The sequence below is a fragment of the Bdellovibrio sp. HAGR004 genome, assembly GCF_055397015.1.
In genome coordinates, this window is record NZ_AP029176.1 from 240,553 (window position 1) to 255,726 (window position 15,174).

The following is a 15,174-nucleotide window of genomic DNA, read 5'->3' on the forward strand; positions in this document are numbered from 1 at the left end:
CCGAAGTGCCATCCTGGCATTCCGGTCTGACTGGACTTTTTCAACAGCCTGTTAGATTGTTTCCGAATTACCTGATAGTATGACTGCGATGACAGAGGCCGACGTACAATCTATCGCTCTATTCTTTTACTTTGCTTTGCTGGATGATCAAAAGGCGGTAGAGGCTTCATCGCAAGCTCTGGTCCTTTGTCGGGGCCGCAAAAATAGAAATCCTGAATTAAAAAACTCTGTTGCGATCGTGGCGGCCACCAAATCGGTATGGGACAAGTACAAGGTGCGGGTTTCGCGCGGGCGTCCCAATACCACAGTTGAATCCGGCTGGCTGATCCCTGAATCCGTTGATCTGGGCCCATGGCGCGAATTTCAAAAGACCGCCTCTGAGGACGAGCTTTTGACTGTGATCTGGTCTAAGATTTTAAAGATTCATGATGACGATATTTCCGCTGGTTTGGGAATTACCGAAGGCACCATTCGCTATCGATTGGGCCGGGCGCTACGCAAGCTGGGAAGTATGACCCAAGGTGTGAGTAAAATAAAGCATGGCTCAGCAGGAAAATAAGATTCCTCTTTCAAAAAAGAACAAAAGAGAAATGTCCCCGTTCATCGGGCATGAACTCTTGTATGATTTCCTGACTGACAGTCTGGATCCCGAGCGTCGTGCAGCAGTGGCGGACCACGTGAAGTTTTCACGGGATGCCCAGCTGGATCTGAACAAAATTGAAAATGGTCAGAAATACGCTGAACTCCTGGCAGACACGCGGGTCTCAGAGCCCATTATCGAACAAATCAACGCTCCGTCGAGTTATCTGACGGTTCTGATGCAAAAGTCCAACTTCGATAAATGGCCCCAGGGCCTGAAGTGGGGATTGGAAGCTTTGGTGGTGGTTGGTGTGATTGTCACCTTGCTGTCGGTAACGCCTTGGCAGAAGGTGATGCAGCTTGGAAGCATGATGGGCTCCAAGGAAGTGATACTGGCCGAAGTTTCGAAGACAGAAACAAAGACGGTGGTGGAAGAAAAACCCGAGTTTGTGGATGAGGGTGTGAAAGAGGCTCCATCTCCGGCGGTGGTGGCGAAGTCGCCGGAAAAAGTTCCGACTGCGGCGGAACTGAAAGCATCGCCGTCAGCCACACCGGCCCCGACGGCCGTGGCTAAAGCTCCGGAAAAAGCGACGGATGTTCCTGCTGCCAGTGGCGGTGGAGGCTATCTTTATCGGGGTGAAATTTCAGCCACAAACATTGAAACCATCGGTCCCAAGTTTTCAGATAAAATTATTGAACTGGGTGGTCGTAAAGCCGGCTCCGTGGAACTGGGTTGGAAGAAAACACCAACCTCCATGTATTATCACTTCACAATCCCAGAGGCGAAATATCAGGACCTGATGAATTTCATGTCGGCTTATGGCAAACCGAAGTTCTCGAAGGAAAAACATCCGCGCGTGATGCCTGATGGAATCATTCGACTGATCTTCACATTGGATGAATCGAAAAAGTGAAAACACTCAGAAAGAAACCCAAACGATCATTGCGCACGATCTTGATTGTCTGGTTTGTTCTGTTTTCCGTTGTGCCCTTGGCTTTTGTCACGGGCTACTCAATGATCAAGTACGAAAAAGCCATCGACCACGAGCTGTCGCAGCGTCTTAGCGGCAACGCTCGGGAAATCGATTTGATGCTCAACGATCTGCGCTCAAGCCTGGGGCAAAAGCGGGATCGTTATGTTCGTGATCCCAGTCTGATCTATCATATGTCCGAAGGGGACAGCGGGACTATTCGCAATATCTCATCTCAATGGATCAAATCAGACAGTCTTTCCAGTTTGACGTTCTTCAATCGGGAAGGGCGCATGTTGGCTTCTGTGTTTAAAGATGAAAAAGACAACGTGCGAAGCTTTGTGCCGGTTCAGGATGCAGTCTTTCTGTCCGCGAAATACATGGCGCAGCTCAAAGATCAAAAAGAGATCGCACTGGCTGAATTCGGTGACAAACAAAAGGTCAATCTGATCCTGATTTCCAAGGTGACGGGCGCCGGGGGGCGTCTGGTGGGTTACATGGAACAGATCGTGGATCTGAACAGGGCGTTTGTCGGTAAAATAAAAAGTCGTCTGAAACTGGAGCTGATCTTTTTCTCTGACAACGGTCAGGTGGTGGTGGCTAGCCATCCCGATTTCTATCTTTATAAAAAAGACTTCTTCAGACCCTATTTCCGGCCCGGAGTGGAGCCCTTCTTCGATCTGAATGTGCGCAGCAATCCTTACGGCTTCCTGATCTATCCCATTGATTGGGGCATCACAAAGTTCTATGTGGCGTTGGGGGCTTCCAAGATTGAAGCCAAAGCCGTCTTGAAGAACGTGAACTATGCCTTTATCAGTGTCGTTGGCGCCGTTATCATTCTTTTGATTTTGACAATTCTGGTGACTTCCAGCTGGGTGCTAAAACCCTTGTATGATCTGGTAGAGGCCTTGCAGTCTTTTGAATCCCAAGAGCAGGCAGTGACCATTCCGGTAAAAAATGACACCGAAATCGGTCTTCTGACAGAGTCGTTCAATGAAATGAGTAAGAAAATCTGGGTTGCGCGTTCTGATTTGCGCAAAAAAATCACTGAACTTGAGGCTGCCAACAAAGAGCTCAAGGACACACAAACCAAGTTGGTTCACTCTGCCAAAATGGTCAGCTTGGGTCAGTTGGTTGCAGGGGTTGCCCACGAGCTGAATAACCCCATTGGATTTATTTACAGCAATATGACTCACCTGAAAGAGTATTCAGAAAAGCTGATCGAGCTAGCGGAAGTGGCTGAAAAAGATCCACCGAAGCTTCCTGCTTTGAAAGAAGAATACGAGTTTGACTATATCGTGAAGGATCTGCCGAAGCTGGTGGCGTCCTGTCAGGATGGGGCTCGTCGTACGCGCGATATCGTCCTGGGTTTGCGCAACTTCTCTCGTCTGGAAGAGGCCAAGCTTCAAGAGATCGATGTACATCAAAGCCTGGATACAACTTTGAATCTGTTGCAGGGCGAAATCAAAAACCGCATCGAGATTCACAGGCAATATGAGCCGACGCCTTTGGTTCACTGTTATGCCAGTCAGATCAATCAGGTGTTTATGAACATACTTTCAAATGCCGTGCAGGCTATTGAGGGGAATGGCCACATCTGGATTTCCACCACGGCCTTGAAGGACTTTAAGGGCTCCAAGGACAAGCGAGGTTGGGTGCAAGTCTCAATTCAAGACAGCGGCAAAGGGATGTCGGCCGATGTTCTGGAAAAAATATTTGATCCGTTCTTCACCACCAAGGGTGTGGGGCAGGGAACCGGTCTGGGTTTGAGTATTTCCTATGGGATTGTACAGAACCACGGTGGGGAAATTCAGGCTCGCTCCGAGGTGGGTGTGGGAACTGAATTTATATTGGTCATTCCGGTTTATCCTCCGATTCAGGAAAAAAATCCTCAACCATTGTCCTAAAGCTTTGGTCCAGCAACGCCGACAAGAAATGCATGAGACTTCTTGTCGCAACTGCAATTCTGACTTTGTTCTGTTCACTGGCCATGGCCGGAGATGGAAAAATTCACCTTAGCGGAAAAGTTCCGGAGAAGGTCGACATCAAGGCAGAAAATGGAAAGTTGCACATATCCAAAAACTCTCCTCACCTGAAAGTCGTAGTTGATAAACGCGCGCCCGCTTCCGTGGTGCGTGTTGAAGCGCCTTAAGGCCAGTTGTTAAAATTTGATTGATGAGTTCTTCATCGCTCTTAAAACACCTCTTATTATTAAGAGGTATGACAAAAATCATTCTTCAGTCGATTGCTATCTTACTTTTCCTTCCGTCATTTGCAGCTTGGGCCTTTCGTTTTTCGCCGATGGTGGTGGAGTTTACTCCGTCGGGCCCGCGCTCTACACAAGTGCTTGTCATAGAAAATCCCGGTGACGAAAAGCTGCCGGTGCAGATTGAAGCCTTTGCGCGATCCACCAACAAAAAAGGCGAAGAAGTCCGAACAAAAACGGAAGACTTTGCCATTTATCCAGAGCAGGTGGTTCTTCTTCCGAAAGAAAAAAGAAATGTCCGCGTGTCATGGGCAGGACAGATCACGGATGGAAAAGAAAAAGCCTATCGTCTGGTGGCCTCCCAGTTGCCAGTGGATTTTCGTGAAAAGAACTCTGCTCCGAAGAAGACATCAGTCAATCTGAAGTTTTTATTGCAGTATGTAGCCTCTGCTTACGTGACTCCTGAGGGCGCGCAGGCCCAGGTGGTCGTCAAACAAGTAAAGAAGTCAGGACCCAAGAAGGTGACCGTAACTTTTGCCAATGAAGGTGCTGCTCATCGGGTACTGCTTTTTAAAGGTCTTAAGATCAAGGCTGCAGAGACAGTTCTGCTGGATCTAACCAGCAAAAAGGAAATTGAATCCATCAATCTTTTGCCGGGGGATGTGGCTTCTGTTGAGCTAGATACTGTAAAAGAAGTCCCTGCAAATCAGGAATTGAAAGCTGAACTGACGTTGAAGGAATCTGATAATTGAAGAAGTTCTGGTACGTTCTTATTTTTCTGATCCTGGGCCCGCTCGCTAACTTGGCACAAGCTCGCCCCAATCTTGAGAAGCCTTTTTTGATGGCTCCTTTGGTGCTGGATGGAAGATCACTTGCGGAGGCTTGGCTTTTCCCCCGTGAGGATGCGGACCAGTTTTCGGTCGAAGCAGCACCACTGCTTATGGCTATCCAGCCTATCCTGAAAGATGAATTATTTTTGAAATTGCAGCAAAGTGTGCGTCCGCAGGGCGTTTTGACATTAAAGGATCTCGAGGCTGCGGGCTTTTCAGTGTCATTTGATCCTCCAAGTCTGGAATTGCGTTTGGATCTTCCTTCGAAGCATCGCAAGCCACAGACGGTGGATCTGAATTTCATTGAGTTTGAAAATAAAAAGTATCTGCGACCGTCCGAACACAGTGGATATCTGAATCTGAGGACTCAGCAATCCTGGCAATATGGAAGTGAGATCGAAAACAAGCGACGTGGAATGACCGGTAATGTGGAGCTGGTGGAAAATGTCAGGGGCGTTGTCCTGGAGTCCAGCGCGGATTTCCAAGAAGACGGAACGGACAAGTGGCGTCGTCAGGACACGCGGATCCGTCATGACGATGAAGCGAATATGGTCCGTTACACTCTGGGAGACCTCACTCTTCGCTCGGTGGGATTTCAGATTTCACCGTCATTGGCCGGCGTGGCGGCAAGCCGAGAGTTTTCCATTCAGCCGTATAAAACACTGACTCCGTTAAGCAGCACAGAGATTATTATCAAGCGATCCTCGATCGTTGAAATTTACGTGAATGGACTGCTGTTCAGTCAATTGCGTCTAAGCCCCGGAGTCTTTAATATTCGCGATTTTCCTTTGGCCAGCGGCCAAAGCAGTGTGCGGATCAAGGTCAAAGACGACCTTGGGCAAGAGGAAGTTTATGACTTCTCGCTACTTTATGAAAACAGTCTTTTGGCCAAGAATATTCAAGAGTTTTCTTATGCAGCGGGTATGCCCTGGAAAGTGTCAGGTGGTGATCGGGCCTATGATAATTCAGCGGTCTTTGTCAGTCTGTTTCATCGGCGAGGTATCACCGATCAGTTGACGGTCGGCATGAACTATCAAAGCTATTTTTCGCAACTGTTGCTGGGTGGAGAGGTTTCTGGAGTGAGTCCTTGGGGATATCTGTCAATGCAGATGGCGCAAGGTTCAGAGTCTTCGCAGAAGACGGGATTTGCGCAACGCCTGACCTATCGGTCCCTGGATAAGATTATGGGGCATCAGATGCCCGTGTTATTTATGCTAGAAGCTGAAAATCAAGATCGCGATTTCAGCCCCGTCGTCGCAGGGATCTCGTCCCTGGATACGCAGAAGTACCTCAGACGCTATGACACGCAACTGAACTATCGCTTTGACTCGTCGTGGTTGTTGGGAGTCGGAGCCGGAGCTTTGCAGTTTGCCAACCAGGAAGATCAGCGGATTTATCGTGGAAATTTGACAATCCCTGTACGCCGACAGATGCGTCTTGAAATCGCCTATAACAAGACGATGCAAAACAAAGAAGAAGACCGGTTACTGCTATCTTTCTTCTGGAATGAATCCCAGGGCCTGCATAGTGCCAGCGCTTATCATGATTCGCTTGAGAAGACGACCAATCTGGCGGTTCATCGTCATAATCGCTACCAGTACGATGACTATCGTTGGAATGCCTCTTTGCAAAATAGTGACAATAAGAATTCACGCAGCCTCTCTGCCGAATATCTGACTCAACCAGCCAGTATAAGATTGGATCACTTCAACTTTGATCAAGATGGTCAGCAGTCGAATGTTTCATCCGTGGGCTTAAATACCGGGATAGCCTGGGTGGGGAATCGAGCGGCCTTTACTCAGCCTATCAGTGACAGCTTTGTGTTGATTCATTCAGATCAGCTGGATCAGGATCAATCGCTGATAATCAATCCGACGGGAGATCGTGGTCAGGCTCAGTTAGGTCCGCGAAAGACCGTGGTGCTGCGCGATCAATCAGCCTATTACCGAAACACTCTTAATGTGGATTCGACATCGCTGCCTGTGGGGTATTTGATGGATCAGGAGTTCTATGGAACTCAGTTAACTTATCGAAGTGGCTTGCTGCTGGATGTGAAGATTACTAAGAAGGTCATGGTGAAGGGACAGGTTCTTCTTCCGTCAGGCGAACCCCTGTCCTATGCGGCGGGAGACGTATTTGATGCTCGGGGAACGCTGGTGGATAACTCGTTCTTCACCAACAAAGAAGGCCGCTTCCTTATTGAGGGGCTTGAGCCTGGCACCTACAAGGTTGTGACGGATCGGGCCGGATTGGAAGGCTTTATGTTCGAAGTGCCTAAGCAGGCGGAAAAAGTGCTGATAGTTGAAACCGTTAAGCTGAAACCTCAGGAGACGCGATAATGAAAAAGTGGATTCTTTTCCTGGCGTTACCCTTGTTCTTCGCAGAGTTGGTCGAGGCCTGCTCTGATATGGGATTTCATCTGACTCAGCCAGCGCCTTACTTTCAGACCGGCGGCAGCATGAAGGAAACCTTCGGATTAGTCGTCAATGGCGACACCACCAAAGGGGCCTGCAACTATTTTTTGACGTTTGATTATGGTTCTTCAACTTCTTATACGACACGTTCCTTGAAATTCGCTTCTAACACGTGGCCTTATCAGGTTTCAAAGGATGCCTCTGGCATGCAGATTCTGAAGAAGTTTCCCGAAGGGGTTTCTTGCGGTGATTTTATCTGTGATAAACTTCAGGGGAATAATTCGTATAATACGCAAACGCATTCATACACAATTTCCATCGATACAAGCAATGACTGGAGAGCGGCGGGCACCTATGTTGACACGCTGACCGTCAGACTGTACCGGGGGCCTGTAAATAATGCCACGCTGGTGGCGTCGCATTCCCAGACTTTAACTTTTGGGGCGCATCGCAAGGCCGATATATCTGTGGTTTCCTCTGGCGGTTCTTTTGATATCAACAAAACCACACACACGATGAACTTTGCGAATGGACTCATCGCCGGGGCGAAGGGAACGGCGGATATTATTTTGAAGTACAATGCTGGGTTTTCTTTGTATGCCTGGACAGACAATGGCGGAAAGTTGAAGAAGGTCGGGGGCACAGATACGATTGATTATACTTTCAAGATCAACGGAAATGTCATCGCCATTCCTTGGTGGACACTGATTGCCTCGGGTTCTGGGGCTTCACCCGCGAGCGGACTGGTCAATCCGGTTGAGATCACTATCGGGAATACCACCGGCAAGTCCCAGGGTTCTTATCAGGATACGATCAATCTGACTATTCAATCCAATCAATAAAAAAGCCGGCCTCAAAAGACCGGCTTTTGCCTACTCAGGCTTATTCAGAACTTCTTAAAGAGCTTCAATGGTCACAGTGACTGTGTCCGAGTAAACACCAGACTGCAAAGCCGCGATTTCAGCCGCAGTGGAGGTCGCCTTCACATTGACGGAAACGGCACTGCTTGTTTTCGCAGTCAGCGCCCCAGAAGAGGCGGTACAGGAGCTGGTAAGAGCGCAGTTGGAAATACCGATTTTTGCCGAGTTATAATCCAAGGAGTACTTTACTTTACTGGTGCCAGGACCTTGCAATTCACCAGCGTTCACCGATGACAATGTGATTTTGTAACCCGCTGTCGAGTTGGAAATTTCGTGCATGATGTTTGCGAACGACAACTGAGTCGCTGCACCGTTAACGATGTCGTCAACGTTCAAGGTCTGATCCACATTTTCAAGGGGGTCGGTTCCCGTGGCTGTCAAAGACAGATAAGTTGTTTCAGCAACAGTTCCGGTAATCAGGAGCTGACCGGAGCTTGCGGCAAACGCATTTGTGGATACAACAAGAGCACTCACGGCTGCTAGAGCTTTGAACATTTTCATACAAGGGTTCCTTTCACAAATTGGAGGGGGGGGAGATTGTCGTCATTGACAGTTTCTTCAATTCACGTTCTGTGCCCGACATGGATTCACTGTAATTTGATTAATAGGGTCTAAATGCTGTCTAAAACTTTGACGTTTGTGCCGTAAATTCCGATCACCTCTTCGGGTTAGACCTAGTGTTGAGCTGGTCCTGGACATTTTTATGGAAATCAGACTCATATTTTCACCAAGTCTTGATAGTTAGACTCCGGAAGATACCGGAACGGTTAGCGACGGAGCGTTTCAAAGTGAGAGATGGAGCTCTTTAGATTTGTTTAGGGAACTCCGATAAGGTTTTTATGGATTCGCAAAAGCCTGAAAAAGAAAACTCCATGTGGTTGGCTTTGTTGCTCTTTGTTGGGGCAGCCGCGATGGTTTTTGTCTACTTGGGTACATCTGATGCGCCCCAAAAAGTTGCCGGAACACCAGCCGCAGTAAAATCTGAAAAATTCGAGAAGTCGGTCAATAGACATCTGATGCTGACCAATGAAAAGATGGAAATGGCCCGTCAGCGCATGCAGGTGGAAAATGCACAACTGATGAATAGTGATTTCAGTCAAACCAAAGCACAGGCAGCTTACGAAAACGACCGTCGTTTGGATCTTTCCATGGATACTCGTGCGCAAGAGCTGGCAGAAGAGCTGGGGCGCGGAGCTCGTCATGAAGAGGCCCTTTCACCTCACGACATCGTTCAGAAAGAGCTGTTCAATGCGGAGCAAGCGCAAGAGTACTCGCAGGCTTATAAAGAAGAATACGCACGACAGTTCGTTGAAAATGCCCGTCGTGGTGGTTATAAAATTATTCTGAGTGAGGACTTGTCCCGCGTTCTGTCGGTGACGCCGATTCGCAACCCGAGCAACAATCCGTATCAAAGCACTTTGGAAGCGATTCAGTAAAGAACCTGAGAGCTCCTTGTGCGCTTCCATTTCTTAAAGTATCCATGATCAGCCATGCTGAAGTAGCTGCTTGTGCAGAGGACCAGATGATCATTCAGGGGAATTTCAAATAACAAAGACAGTTGGTGAATTTTTCGTGTGAGGACCAAATCCTGTTCGGACGGCAGCGCGCTGTTGCTGGGATGATTGTGGGCTAGGATAAAAGAGCTTGCGTTAGAGGCAATCAGAATCCGAAAAATGTCCCGGGGGTGAATTAGGCAATAGTCAGCGGTTCCTCGAAACACCATTTCTTTTCGGATCAATTTCATTTGTGAGTCCAAAGCCAGAAGCCAAAGTTCCTCGGCATAAGGATTGATGTGGGGTCGAAGGGATTCATAGGCTTGGAGACTTGTGGCGACTTCTTTCATGAAGGTCTGTATTGCAATATATAAGGGAAGCAGGGCGTAAGTAGAAGCAAGCTGATGGTCGGATTTTGGACAGCCGTCCTGAAACGGGGGGGCATGACTTGCGTCTGAAAGTCCCCGAGCATAGACTTTGGAAGTGTCCAAAGGGACAGGAAGGTAATATGAAAAAGAATCTGACTTTCGCAGCTGTGGCTCTTTCTTTCTTGGCGATGACCAGTTGTGGTCCGAAAGCCTTTGTTAAAGGCCAGTACGATGACGTAAACCGTGAAAATCTGCTGAATGACCAATGGTCCGAAACAGATATGCAAAAAGCCGTTCAAGATCTGGTTGCCAGCTTGATGAGTTCTCCAGCCATCAATAGCGCTAAGAAAATGCCGGTGGTTATGGTGACAAACTTGCAGAACAAAACCAGCGAACACATCGATACTCAAAGCATCATGGATATGGTTCGTGTTGAGCTGATGAAATCCGGCAAGGTGGGCTTTATCGACAAAGAAGCGCGTCAGGATATCGCCGATGAATACAACTATCAGAATTCCGGCATGGTGGAAGAAACCAGCAAAAAAGGTCCAGGTGGCCAAGTGGGTGCTGACTTCATCATCAACGGACGTTTGGATTCCATCGTTCAAGAAGTAGGCAAAGACAAGTCTGTCTACTACAAACTGACTTTGAATCTGACGAACCTGAAATCCAGCATGATCACATGGTCTGATCAGAAGCAGATTCGTAAAACCTTCAAAAAGAAATCCATTGGTCTATAATTGATGAAGCGGATTGCTCAAAGACTCATGCCTGTCATGGGTCTTTTTTTAGTTTTGCCTCTTTTGGGTTGCGCCACTTATCAGGTTAAGGTGCAACCAGCGCGCGAAGCATTGGTTCGTCACGAATACACAAAAGCCATCGAGGATCTTAAGCCATTGGCCGAAAAGTCCAGTGATGATCAGCTGGTGTACTTGTTGGATTATGCCGTGACTTTGCAGGTGGCGGGAAAACTAAAAGAAAGCAATCAGGTTTTCATGCAGGCGGATCGCCTGGCTGAACTGGTCGACTATCAGTCGGTGTCGCGCATCGCCGGATCTTTGGCGTTGAGTGAGGAAATGGTTCAGTACAAGGGCGACACCTTCGAAAAGATCTTTATCAATGCGTATCTGGCGATGAACTTCCTGCAGATGGGACAGTTGGATGATGCTTTGGTTGAAGCTCGTCGCATTAATGAAAAATATCTGAAATACCGCGCCGACGAAAAGCAGGCGTTTGAACTGAACTCGTTCAGTAAATATCTTTCTGCCGTGATCTGGGAAGCCAGCCGCAGTTATGATGATGCTTATATCGCTTACGCGGAAGCCTACAAAATTGACCCGTCCATTTCCACGATCCGCGAGGACCTGATTCGTTCGGCGAAGCTGGCCCGTCGCATGGACAGTTACAAAGACTGGAAAAAGAAATTCCCTGACGTTGTGGAATCAGACTCTTGGTATGACCGCTCCAATGGAGAGCTCGTGATCATTTATCAACAGGGTTGGGGACCGAGAAAATCCGCGGGTAAAAACAACGGGCACACTTTGCCGACGCTGGTGCCGGTGCGCAGTCAGACTCAAAGGGCACGGCTGTATCTATCAAGCCAAATCGAGCCGCTGTTAAGCCGCGAGGTTTATGATGTGCAGTCCGCCGCAATGAAAACCCTGGAAGAGGACTACGGAATCTTGTTTGCCAAACGGATGGGCGGGATTGCGACCAAAGCGGTTCTATCAGATCAGATCCGTCAGCAGAATCAGGCCTTGGGGGATTTGGCTTACATCGCGTTGTTGGTGGCCGATCGTGCGGATGTGCGACAGTGGTCTTTCCTGCCACAGACTATTCAAATCATCCGTGTGCCGTTGCGCGCGGGAACCTACAAGTTCCGCCTGGAAGGTGTGGACTACAGCAATACATCCACAGGGGAAGGTCTTGATTCCCGTGACGTGGAAATCAAAGCTGGCCAGAAGAAATTCGTGATCTGGCGATCGCTGAAATAGCTACGGTAGAACACAGTCTTTCAGCTGTTCTCGTTAATTCCGTTAAGAAAAATAAAAAAGGCCCCGCATTGCGGAGCCTTTTTTTGAAACCCTTGCTGAAAGGTCTTCTTAGTTGTTCAACAAAGAAGTGCCTGGCAGGTTTGGAGTTTCGTCGTCCTGTTGAAGACCAGGAAGAACAGTCGCTTTTTCAGCAGCTACTTTAGCAGTAGTGTCTGTGTTGTAGCGAGTCGCTGCAGTTGCAACGCGGTTTTCCAAGTTTTGTTTAACGCTGTCAGTAGAAGCATTTTCAACAACAGTGTTTACTTGTTGTTTAGTCATGTAATCCTGAGGGAAAGCGCCAAGCTTAGCAAGGTAACCAGAGATGCTGCCGTTACCGTTCTGGATGATTTCACGAAGTGTGAAAAGAGGAGCGTATTGAGATGCTTTCTTTTCAGCTTCGAAGATGATCTGAGTCAGAGTCGCAGCAGTGATGTCATTTTTAGACTTGTTGTCGATAACCATCACTTCTTCGTTAGTGCGGATCATCTTAGCGATATCGTCCAAAGTCACATAGCAGCTTTGTTGAGTGTCGTAGAGTTTGCGGTTCTGATAGCGCTTGATGATTTTAACTTTAGAATTTGGCTTAGATGTCATAGTTTCGTTTTGGTTGATCAAAAGTGCCTCCCAATTTGAAATTTCCCCAAAGTCCCAAGGGGTTAACGGTGCCTTATGATTCGGCGTCCCCTTGCAGATGGGCGCAACCTATCCCTGCCGCCACCCCTTGTCAAGGGGTCTTAAAATCAAAAGAAAAGACTCTAGGCGTTATTTTTTCTGCAAATAGCCATTAGTTTTCTAAGATTTTACAGACCTTTGTCTAAAGTTTTTTCCAAAGGCCGCCGAAATGTTAAATGACGTCCCTTATTTTCGGAAAGAAAATTGATGAAAAACGAGCAAAAACAAGAGTTTAAGTCCTCTGGAGTCTTGGCCCTACTGGGCCTTGTGGGCTTTTCCACGGCGATAATCGCAACTCCTTGGAATCGTCAGGTTCAGGACGCTCGAACTGAGAAAGCTCGTCAAAAAGCAGAGGTTGTGGGCTATCAAGTTGTACAAATTTACCGCGAAGCAGCAAAAACCCAAAATATGGGGGAGCAGCCTTCAGGACGGCTTCCAGCTTCACTTTCCGAGGAAGCAGGTCTTTCCCCGGAAAACCTGAGAAGCACGGGCACAATGGGCACCGACCCATGGGGCCAGCCGTATCGTTATCGCATTTTGTCGACCGAAGCCAAGACGGGAAAGATCCGCATCCTGGTCTGGTCTCCCGGGCCAAATCAGAGAATCGAAACTGCGTCGTTGGATGATGAAGACAAGCCCCTGGACAACCAGCCCCTTTATGAAGGGGACGACATCGGGGTCCTGTTGAGTGTGTCTCATAACTAGACTGCCGGTGGAGCGCGATCTTGGTCGTGATTCCATTCTGCCCGTTTAAGTTGCATCAAGCAAATCTCATAAAAAGCCGATCAGCCTAGTGACCAAGGAGATCTAATGTTTCCATACACTAGGACCGCGATAATCGCTCCGCTTCTTCTTTCCCTCACGGCTTGTGCGACATTCACTTCGAATGACTCAGACAAGGCTCCGTATTTTGAGGCGTCTTTTGACGATAAAAACCGGGCTCCGGCTTCCTTTGCTCCCGCAGTGCTTTCCTTGGATGGCGGCAGCACATTAGATCCGCTCTATATGCGCACTCAGGCCGATTACTACTTCGCGATGGGTGAGGCTTACGCACTGGAAGGCAACTCCCAGAAGGCTATTGAATCCTTCAAGATGGTTTTGGTTTATGACACCAATTCTCCTGCGGTGAATATGCGTCTGGCTGCGGAATACCTGAAGCAGGGTATGATCACGGAATCCTTGGCGCAGGCGGAAGAGGCCGTGAAGAAGGATCCGAAGAATGTGGACGCCCACCTGTTGTTGGGTGGTTTATATTCGTCCCTGAAAGTCTATCCAAAGGCGATGGAGCAATATCACACGGTGATGAAGCTTCAACCGGATAACACGGAAGCTCCGTTGTACATTGGGGCGCTGTATTCTGAGCAAAAACAATCAGACAAGGCCGTAAAGTATTTCGAAACCTTGCTGAAGAATCCGGAATACACAACTCCGTATCTGGCGCACTACTACATCGGCCGCGTTCGTATGGAACAGTCTGAGGCAAAGTTCGCTAAAGTGGCCGAAGCCTCTTTCAAGAAGGCTTTGGAGCTAAAGCCTGATTTTGCCGACGCCGTATTGTCTTTGGGTGTGCTTTATTCAAAACAGAAAAATGAAGACAAGGCGGTCAGCCTTTATCGTTCTTTCCAAAAGGAAAACACCCCCAGCCCGCGTGTGGCCGAGGTTTTGGCGCAAATCTATATTGAGCGCGGCGACTATGAAAATGCCTATGCCCAATTGGAAGTGATGGAAAGCGATTCTGATGAGCCACTGAATGTGCGCATGAAGATGGCTTTGATCCTGATTGAACAAAAGCGCTACGATACAGCCGTGCAGAAACTGGAAGAAATTCTGAAGGATGCTCCAGAGTCTGACAAGGTTCGCTTCTATCTGGCGGCAGTGTATGAGGAAACTCGTCAGCATGAAAAGGCTGTAAAAGAATATCGCAAGATCCCGATGTCCAGCACCTATTACGGTGAATCCGTTGTTCATGCTGCTTACCTTCTAAAAGGTTTGGGTCGCTTGGATGAAGGTATCGAGGTGGCGGCGGCAGGCTTGAAATCTCGCCAGGATCAGCCGCAGGTCTTTGCGATGTATGCTTCTTTGCTGGATGAAAAAGGTGATTACAAGAATGCATCCAAAACTTTGGAGCAAGGTCTGCAGAAGTTCCCGGATAATGCGCAGTTGCGATTCTACTATGGAACAATCAACGATCGCATGGGCAACAAAGATGTGGTCGTGGAGGAAATGCAAAAGGTTCTGGAGTTGGATCCAAATCATGTTCAGGGTATGAACTATCTGGCATTCACTTGGGCTGAAATGGGTGTCAAACTTCCGGAGGCCGAAAAGCTGGCTCGTCGGGCCTTGGAGCTAGAGCCTACGGACGGCTACATCCTGGATACACTGGGATGGATCTTGTACAAACAATCCAAGTATTCCGAATCGGTGAAGTTCCTGGAAGCCGCTCACAAACATCAGTCCACGGTGAGCATTATTGCAGAACACTTGGGTGATGCTTACTACAAGCAGTCCATGGTGGATAAAGCCAAGAAAATGTACAAGAAGGCCGCTGACCTTGAAACCGACACGAAAAAGGTTCAAGAGATCCGCAGCAAAATCACTGCGATTGAAAAGCAAGAGCTGAACGGCGCGCCTCGCCTGCCAGCATCTGTTGATAAGCCAATCGCAGAACACACCGAAAAATAATTAAAG

15 protein-coding genes are annotated in these 15,174 nt (G+C 48.2%); 12 read left to right on the top strand and 3 right to left on the bottom strand.

Annotated elements, in window-relative coordinates:
* Positions 1-79: 79 nt before the first annotated feature.
* The 7 genes from ACZ5ZV_RS01310 to ACZ5ZV_RS01340 all read left to right on the top strand — a co-directional run bounded on the left by ACZ5ZV_RS01310 (position 80) and on the right by ACZ5ZV_RS01340 (position 7,842).
* Positions 80-559 (top strand): hypothetical protein, encoded by a 480-nt coding sequence (locus ACZ5ZV_RS01310; protein ID WP_464119510.1) that lies wholly within the window; start codon positions 80-82, stop codon positions 557-559.
* Positions 540-1,493 carry a hypothetical protein gene (locus ACZ5ZV_RS01315; protein ID WP_464119511.1) on the top strand — a complete coding sequence of 318 codons (954 nt, stop codon included), beginning with the start codon at positions 540-542 and terminating at the stop codon, positions 1,491-1,493. Before ACZ5ZV_RS01310 ends, ACZ5ZV_RS01315 begins: the two co-directional genes overlap by 20 nt.
* Positions 1,490-3,457 carry a HAMP domain-containing sensor histidine kinase gene (locus ACZ5ZV_RS01320; protein ID WP_464119513.1) on the top strand — a complete coding sequence of 656 codons (1,968 nt, stop codon included), beginning with the start codon at positions 1,490-1,492 and terminating at the stop codon, positions 3,455-3,457. Before ACZ5ZV_RS01315 ends, ACZ5ZV_RS01320 begins: the two co-directional genes overlap by 4 nt.
* Positions 3,458-3,489: 32 nt before the next feature.
* Positions 3,490-3,702, top strand: a complete 213-nt coding sequence (locus ACZ5ZV_RS01325) for a hypothetical protein (protein ID WP_464119515.1) — start codon at positions 3,490-3,492, stop codon at positions 3,700-3,702.
* Positions 3,703-3,770: 68 nt separating this feature from the next.
* The gene (locus ACZ5ZV_RS01330) at positions 3,771-4,508 is read left to right on the top strand and encodes a fimbria/pilus periplasmic chaperone (RefSeq protein ID WP_464119517.1); all 738 of its coding nucleotides are present in this window, start codon (positions 3,771-3,773) and stop codon (positions 4,506-4,508) included.
* Positions 4,505-6,925, top strand: coding sequence for a fimbria/pilus outer membrane usher protein (locus tag ACZ5ZV_RS01335; RefSeq protein ID WP_464119519.1), 2,421 nt, complete (start codon positions 4,505-4,507; stop codon positions 6,923-6,925). The genes ACZ5ZV_RS01330 and ACZ5ZV_RS01335 overlap by 4 nt, the downstream gene beginning before the upstream one ends.
* The gene (locus tag ACZ5ZV_RS01340; protein ID WP_464119521.1) at positions 6,925-7,842 is read left to right on the top strand and encodes a hypothetical protein; all 918 of its coding nucleotides are present in this window, start codon (positions 6,925-6,927) and stop codon (positions 7,840-7,842) included. Before ACZ5ZV_RS01335 ends, ACZ5ZV_RS01340 begins: the two co-directional genes overlap by 1 nt.
* 54 nt (positions 7,843-7,896) lie before the next feature.
* Here ACZ5ZV_RS01340 and ACZ5ZV_RS01345 read toward each other — a convergent pair whose 3' ends face one another.
* Positions 7,897-8,421, bottom strand: coding sequence for a hypothetical protein (locus ACZ5ZV_RS01345; RefSeq protein WP_464119523.1), 525 nt, complete (start codon positions 8,419-8,421; stop codon positions 7,897-7,899).
* Positions 8,422-8,759: 338 nt separating this feature from the next.
* On the opposite strand from ACZ5ZV_RS01345, the gene ACZ5ZV_RS01350 reads away from it, so the two are divergent.
* Entirely contained in the window at positions 8,760-9,356 is a 597-nt protein-coding gene (locus tag ACZ5ZV_RS01350; RefSeq protein WP_464119525.1) for a hypothetical protein, read from the top strand.
* On the opposite strand, the gene ACZ5ZV_RS01355 is transcribed toward ACZ5ZV_RS01350, so the two are convergent.
* The gene (locus ACZ5ZV_RS01355; RefSeq protein ID WP_464119527.1) at positions 9,350-9,763 is read right to left on the bottom strand and encodes a JAB domain-containing protein; all 414 of its coding nucleotides are present in this window, start codon (positions 9,761-9,763) and stop codon (positions 9,350-9,352) included. The two genes, ACZ5ZV_RS01350 and ACZ5ZV_RS01355, sit on opposite strands and share 7 nt — an antisense overlap.
* Before the next feature lie 158 nt (positions 9,764-9,921).
* Between ACZ5ZV_RS01355 and lpoB the strand changes: the two genes are divergently transcribed.
* Together lpoB and ACZ5ZV_RS01365 are read left to right on the top strand one after the other, a co-directional pair.
* Positions 9,922-10,521, top strand: a complete 600-nt coding sequence (lpoB, locus tag ACZ5ZV_RS01360) for a penicillin-binding protein activator LpoB (RefSeq protein WP_464119529.1) — start codon at positions 9,922-9,924, stop codon at positions 10,519-10,521.
* 3 nt (positions 10,522-10,524) lie between these two features.
* Positions 10,525-11,775: a COG3014 family protein gene (locus ACZ5ZV_RS01365; protein WP_464119531.1), complete on the top strand. Its 1,251-nt coding sequence runs from the start codon at positions 10,525-10,527 to the stop codon at positions 11,773-11,775.
* Positions 11,776-11,883: 108 nt separating this feature from the next.
* On the opposite strand, the gene ACZ5ZV_RS01370 is transcribed toward ACZ5ZV_RS01365, so the two are convergent.
* Positions 11,884-12,408, bottom strand: a complete 525-nt coding sequence (locus ACZ5ZV_RS01370) for a polyhydroxyalkanoate synthesis regulator DNA-binding domain-containing protein (RefSeq protein WP_231839234.1) — start codon at positions 12,406-12,408, stop codon at positions 11,884-11,886.
* A 285-nt stretch (positions 12,409-12,693) separates the two neighbouring features.
* Here ACZ5ZV_RS01370 and ACZ5ZV_RS01375 point away from each other — a divergent pair, with 285 nt between their 5' ends.
* Together ACZ5ZV_RS01375 and ACZ5ZV_RS01380 are read left to right on the top strand one after the other, a co-directional pair.
* On the top strand, positions 12,694-13,191 hold the full coding sequence (locus ACZ5ZV_RS01375; protein ID WP_464119533.1) for a hypothetical protein: 498 nt from the start codon (positions 12,694-12,696) through the stop codon (positions 13,189-13,191).
* A gap of 105 nt (positions 13,192-13,296) precedes the next feature.
* Entirely contained in the window at positions 13,297-15,168 is a 1,872-nt protein-coding gene (locus ACZ5ZV_RS01380) for a tetratricopeptide repeat protein (RefSeq protein ID WP_464119535.1), read from the top strand.
* Positions 15,169-15,174 lie beyond the last annotated feature (6 nt).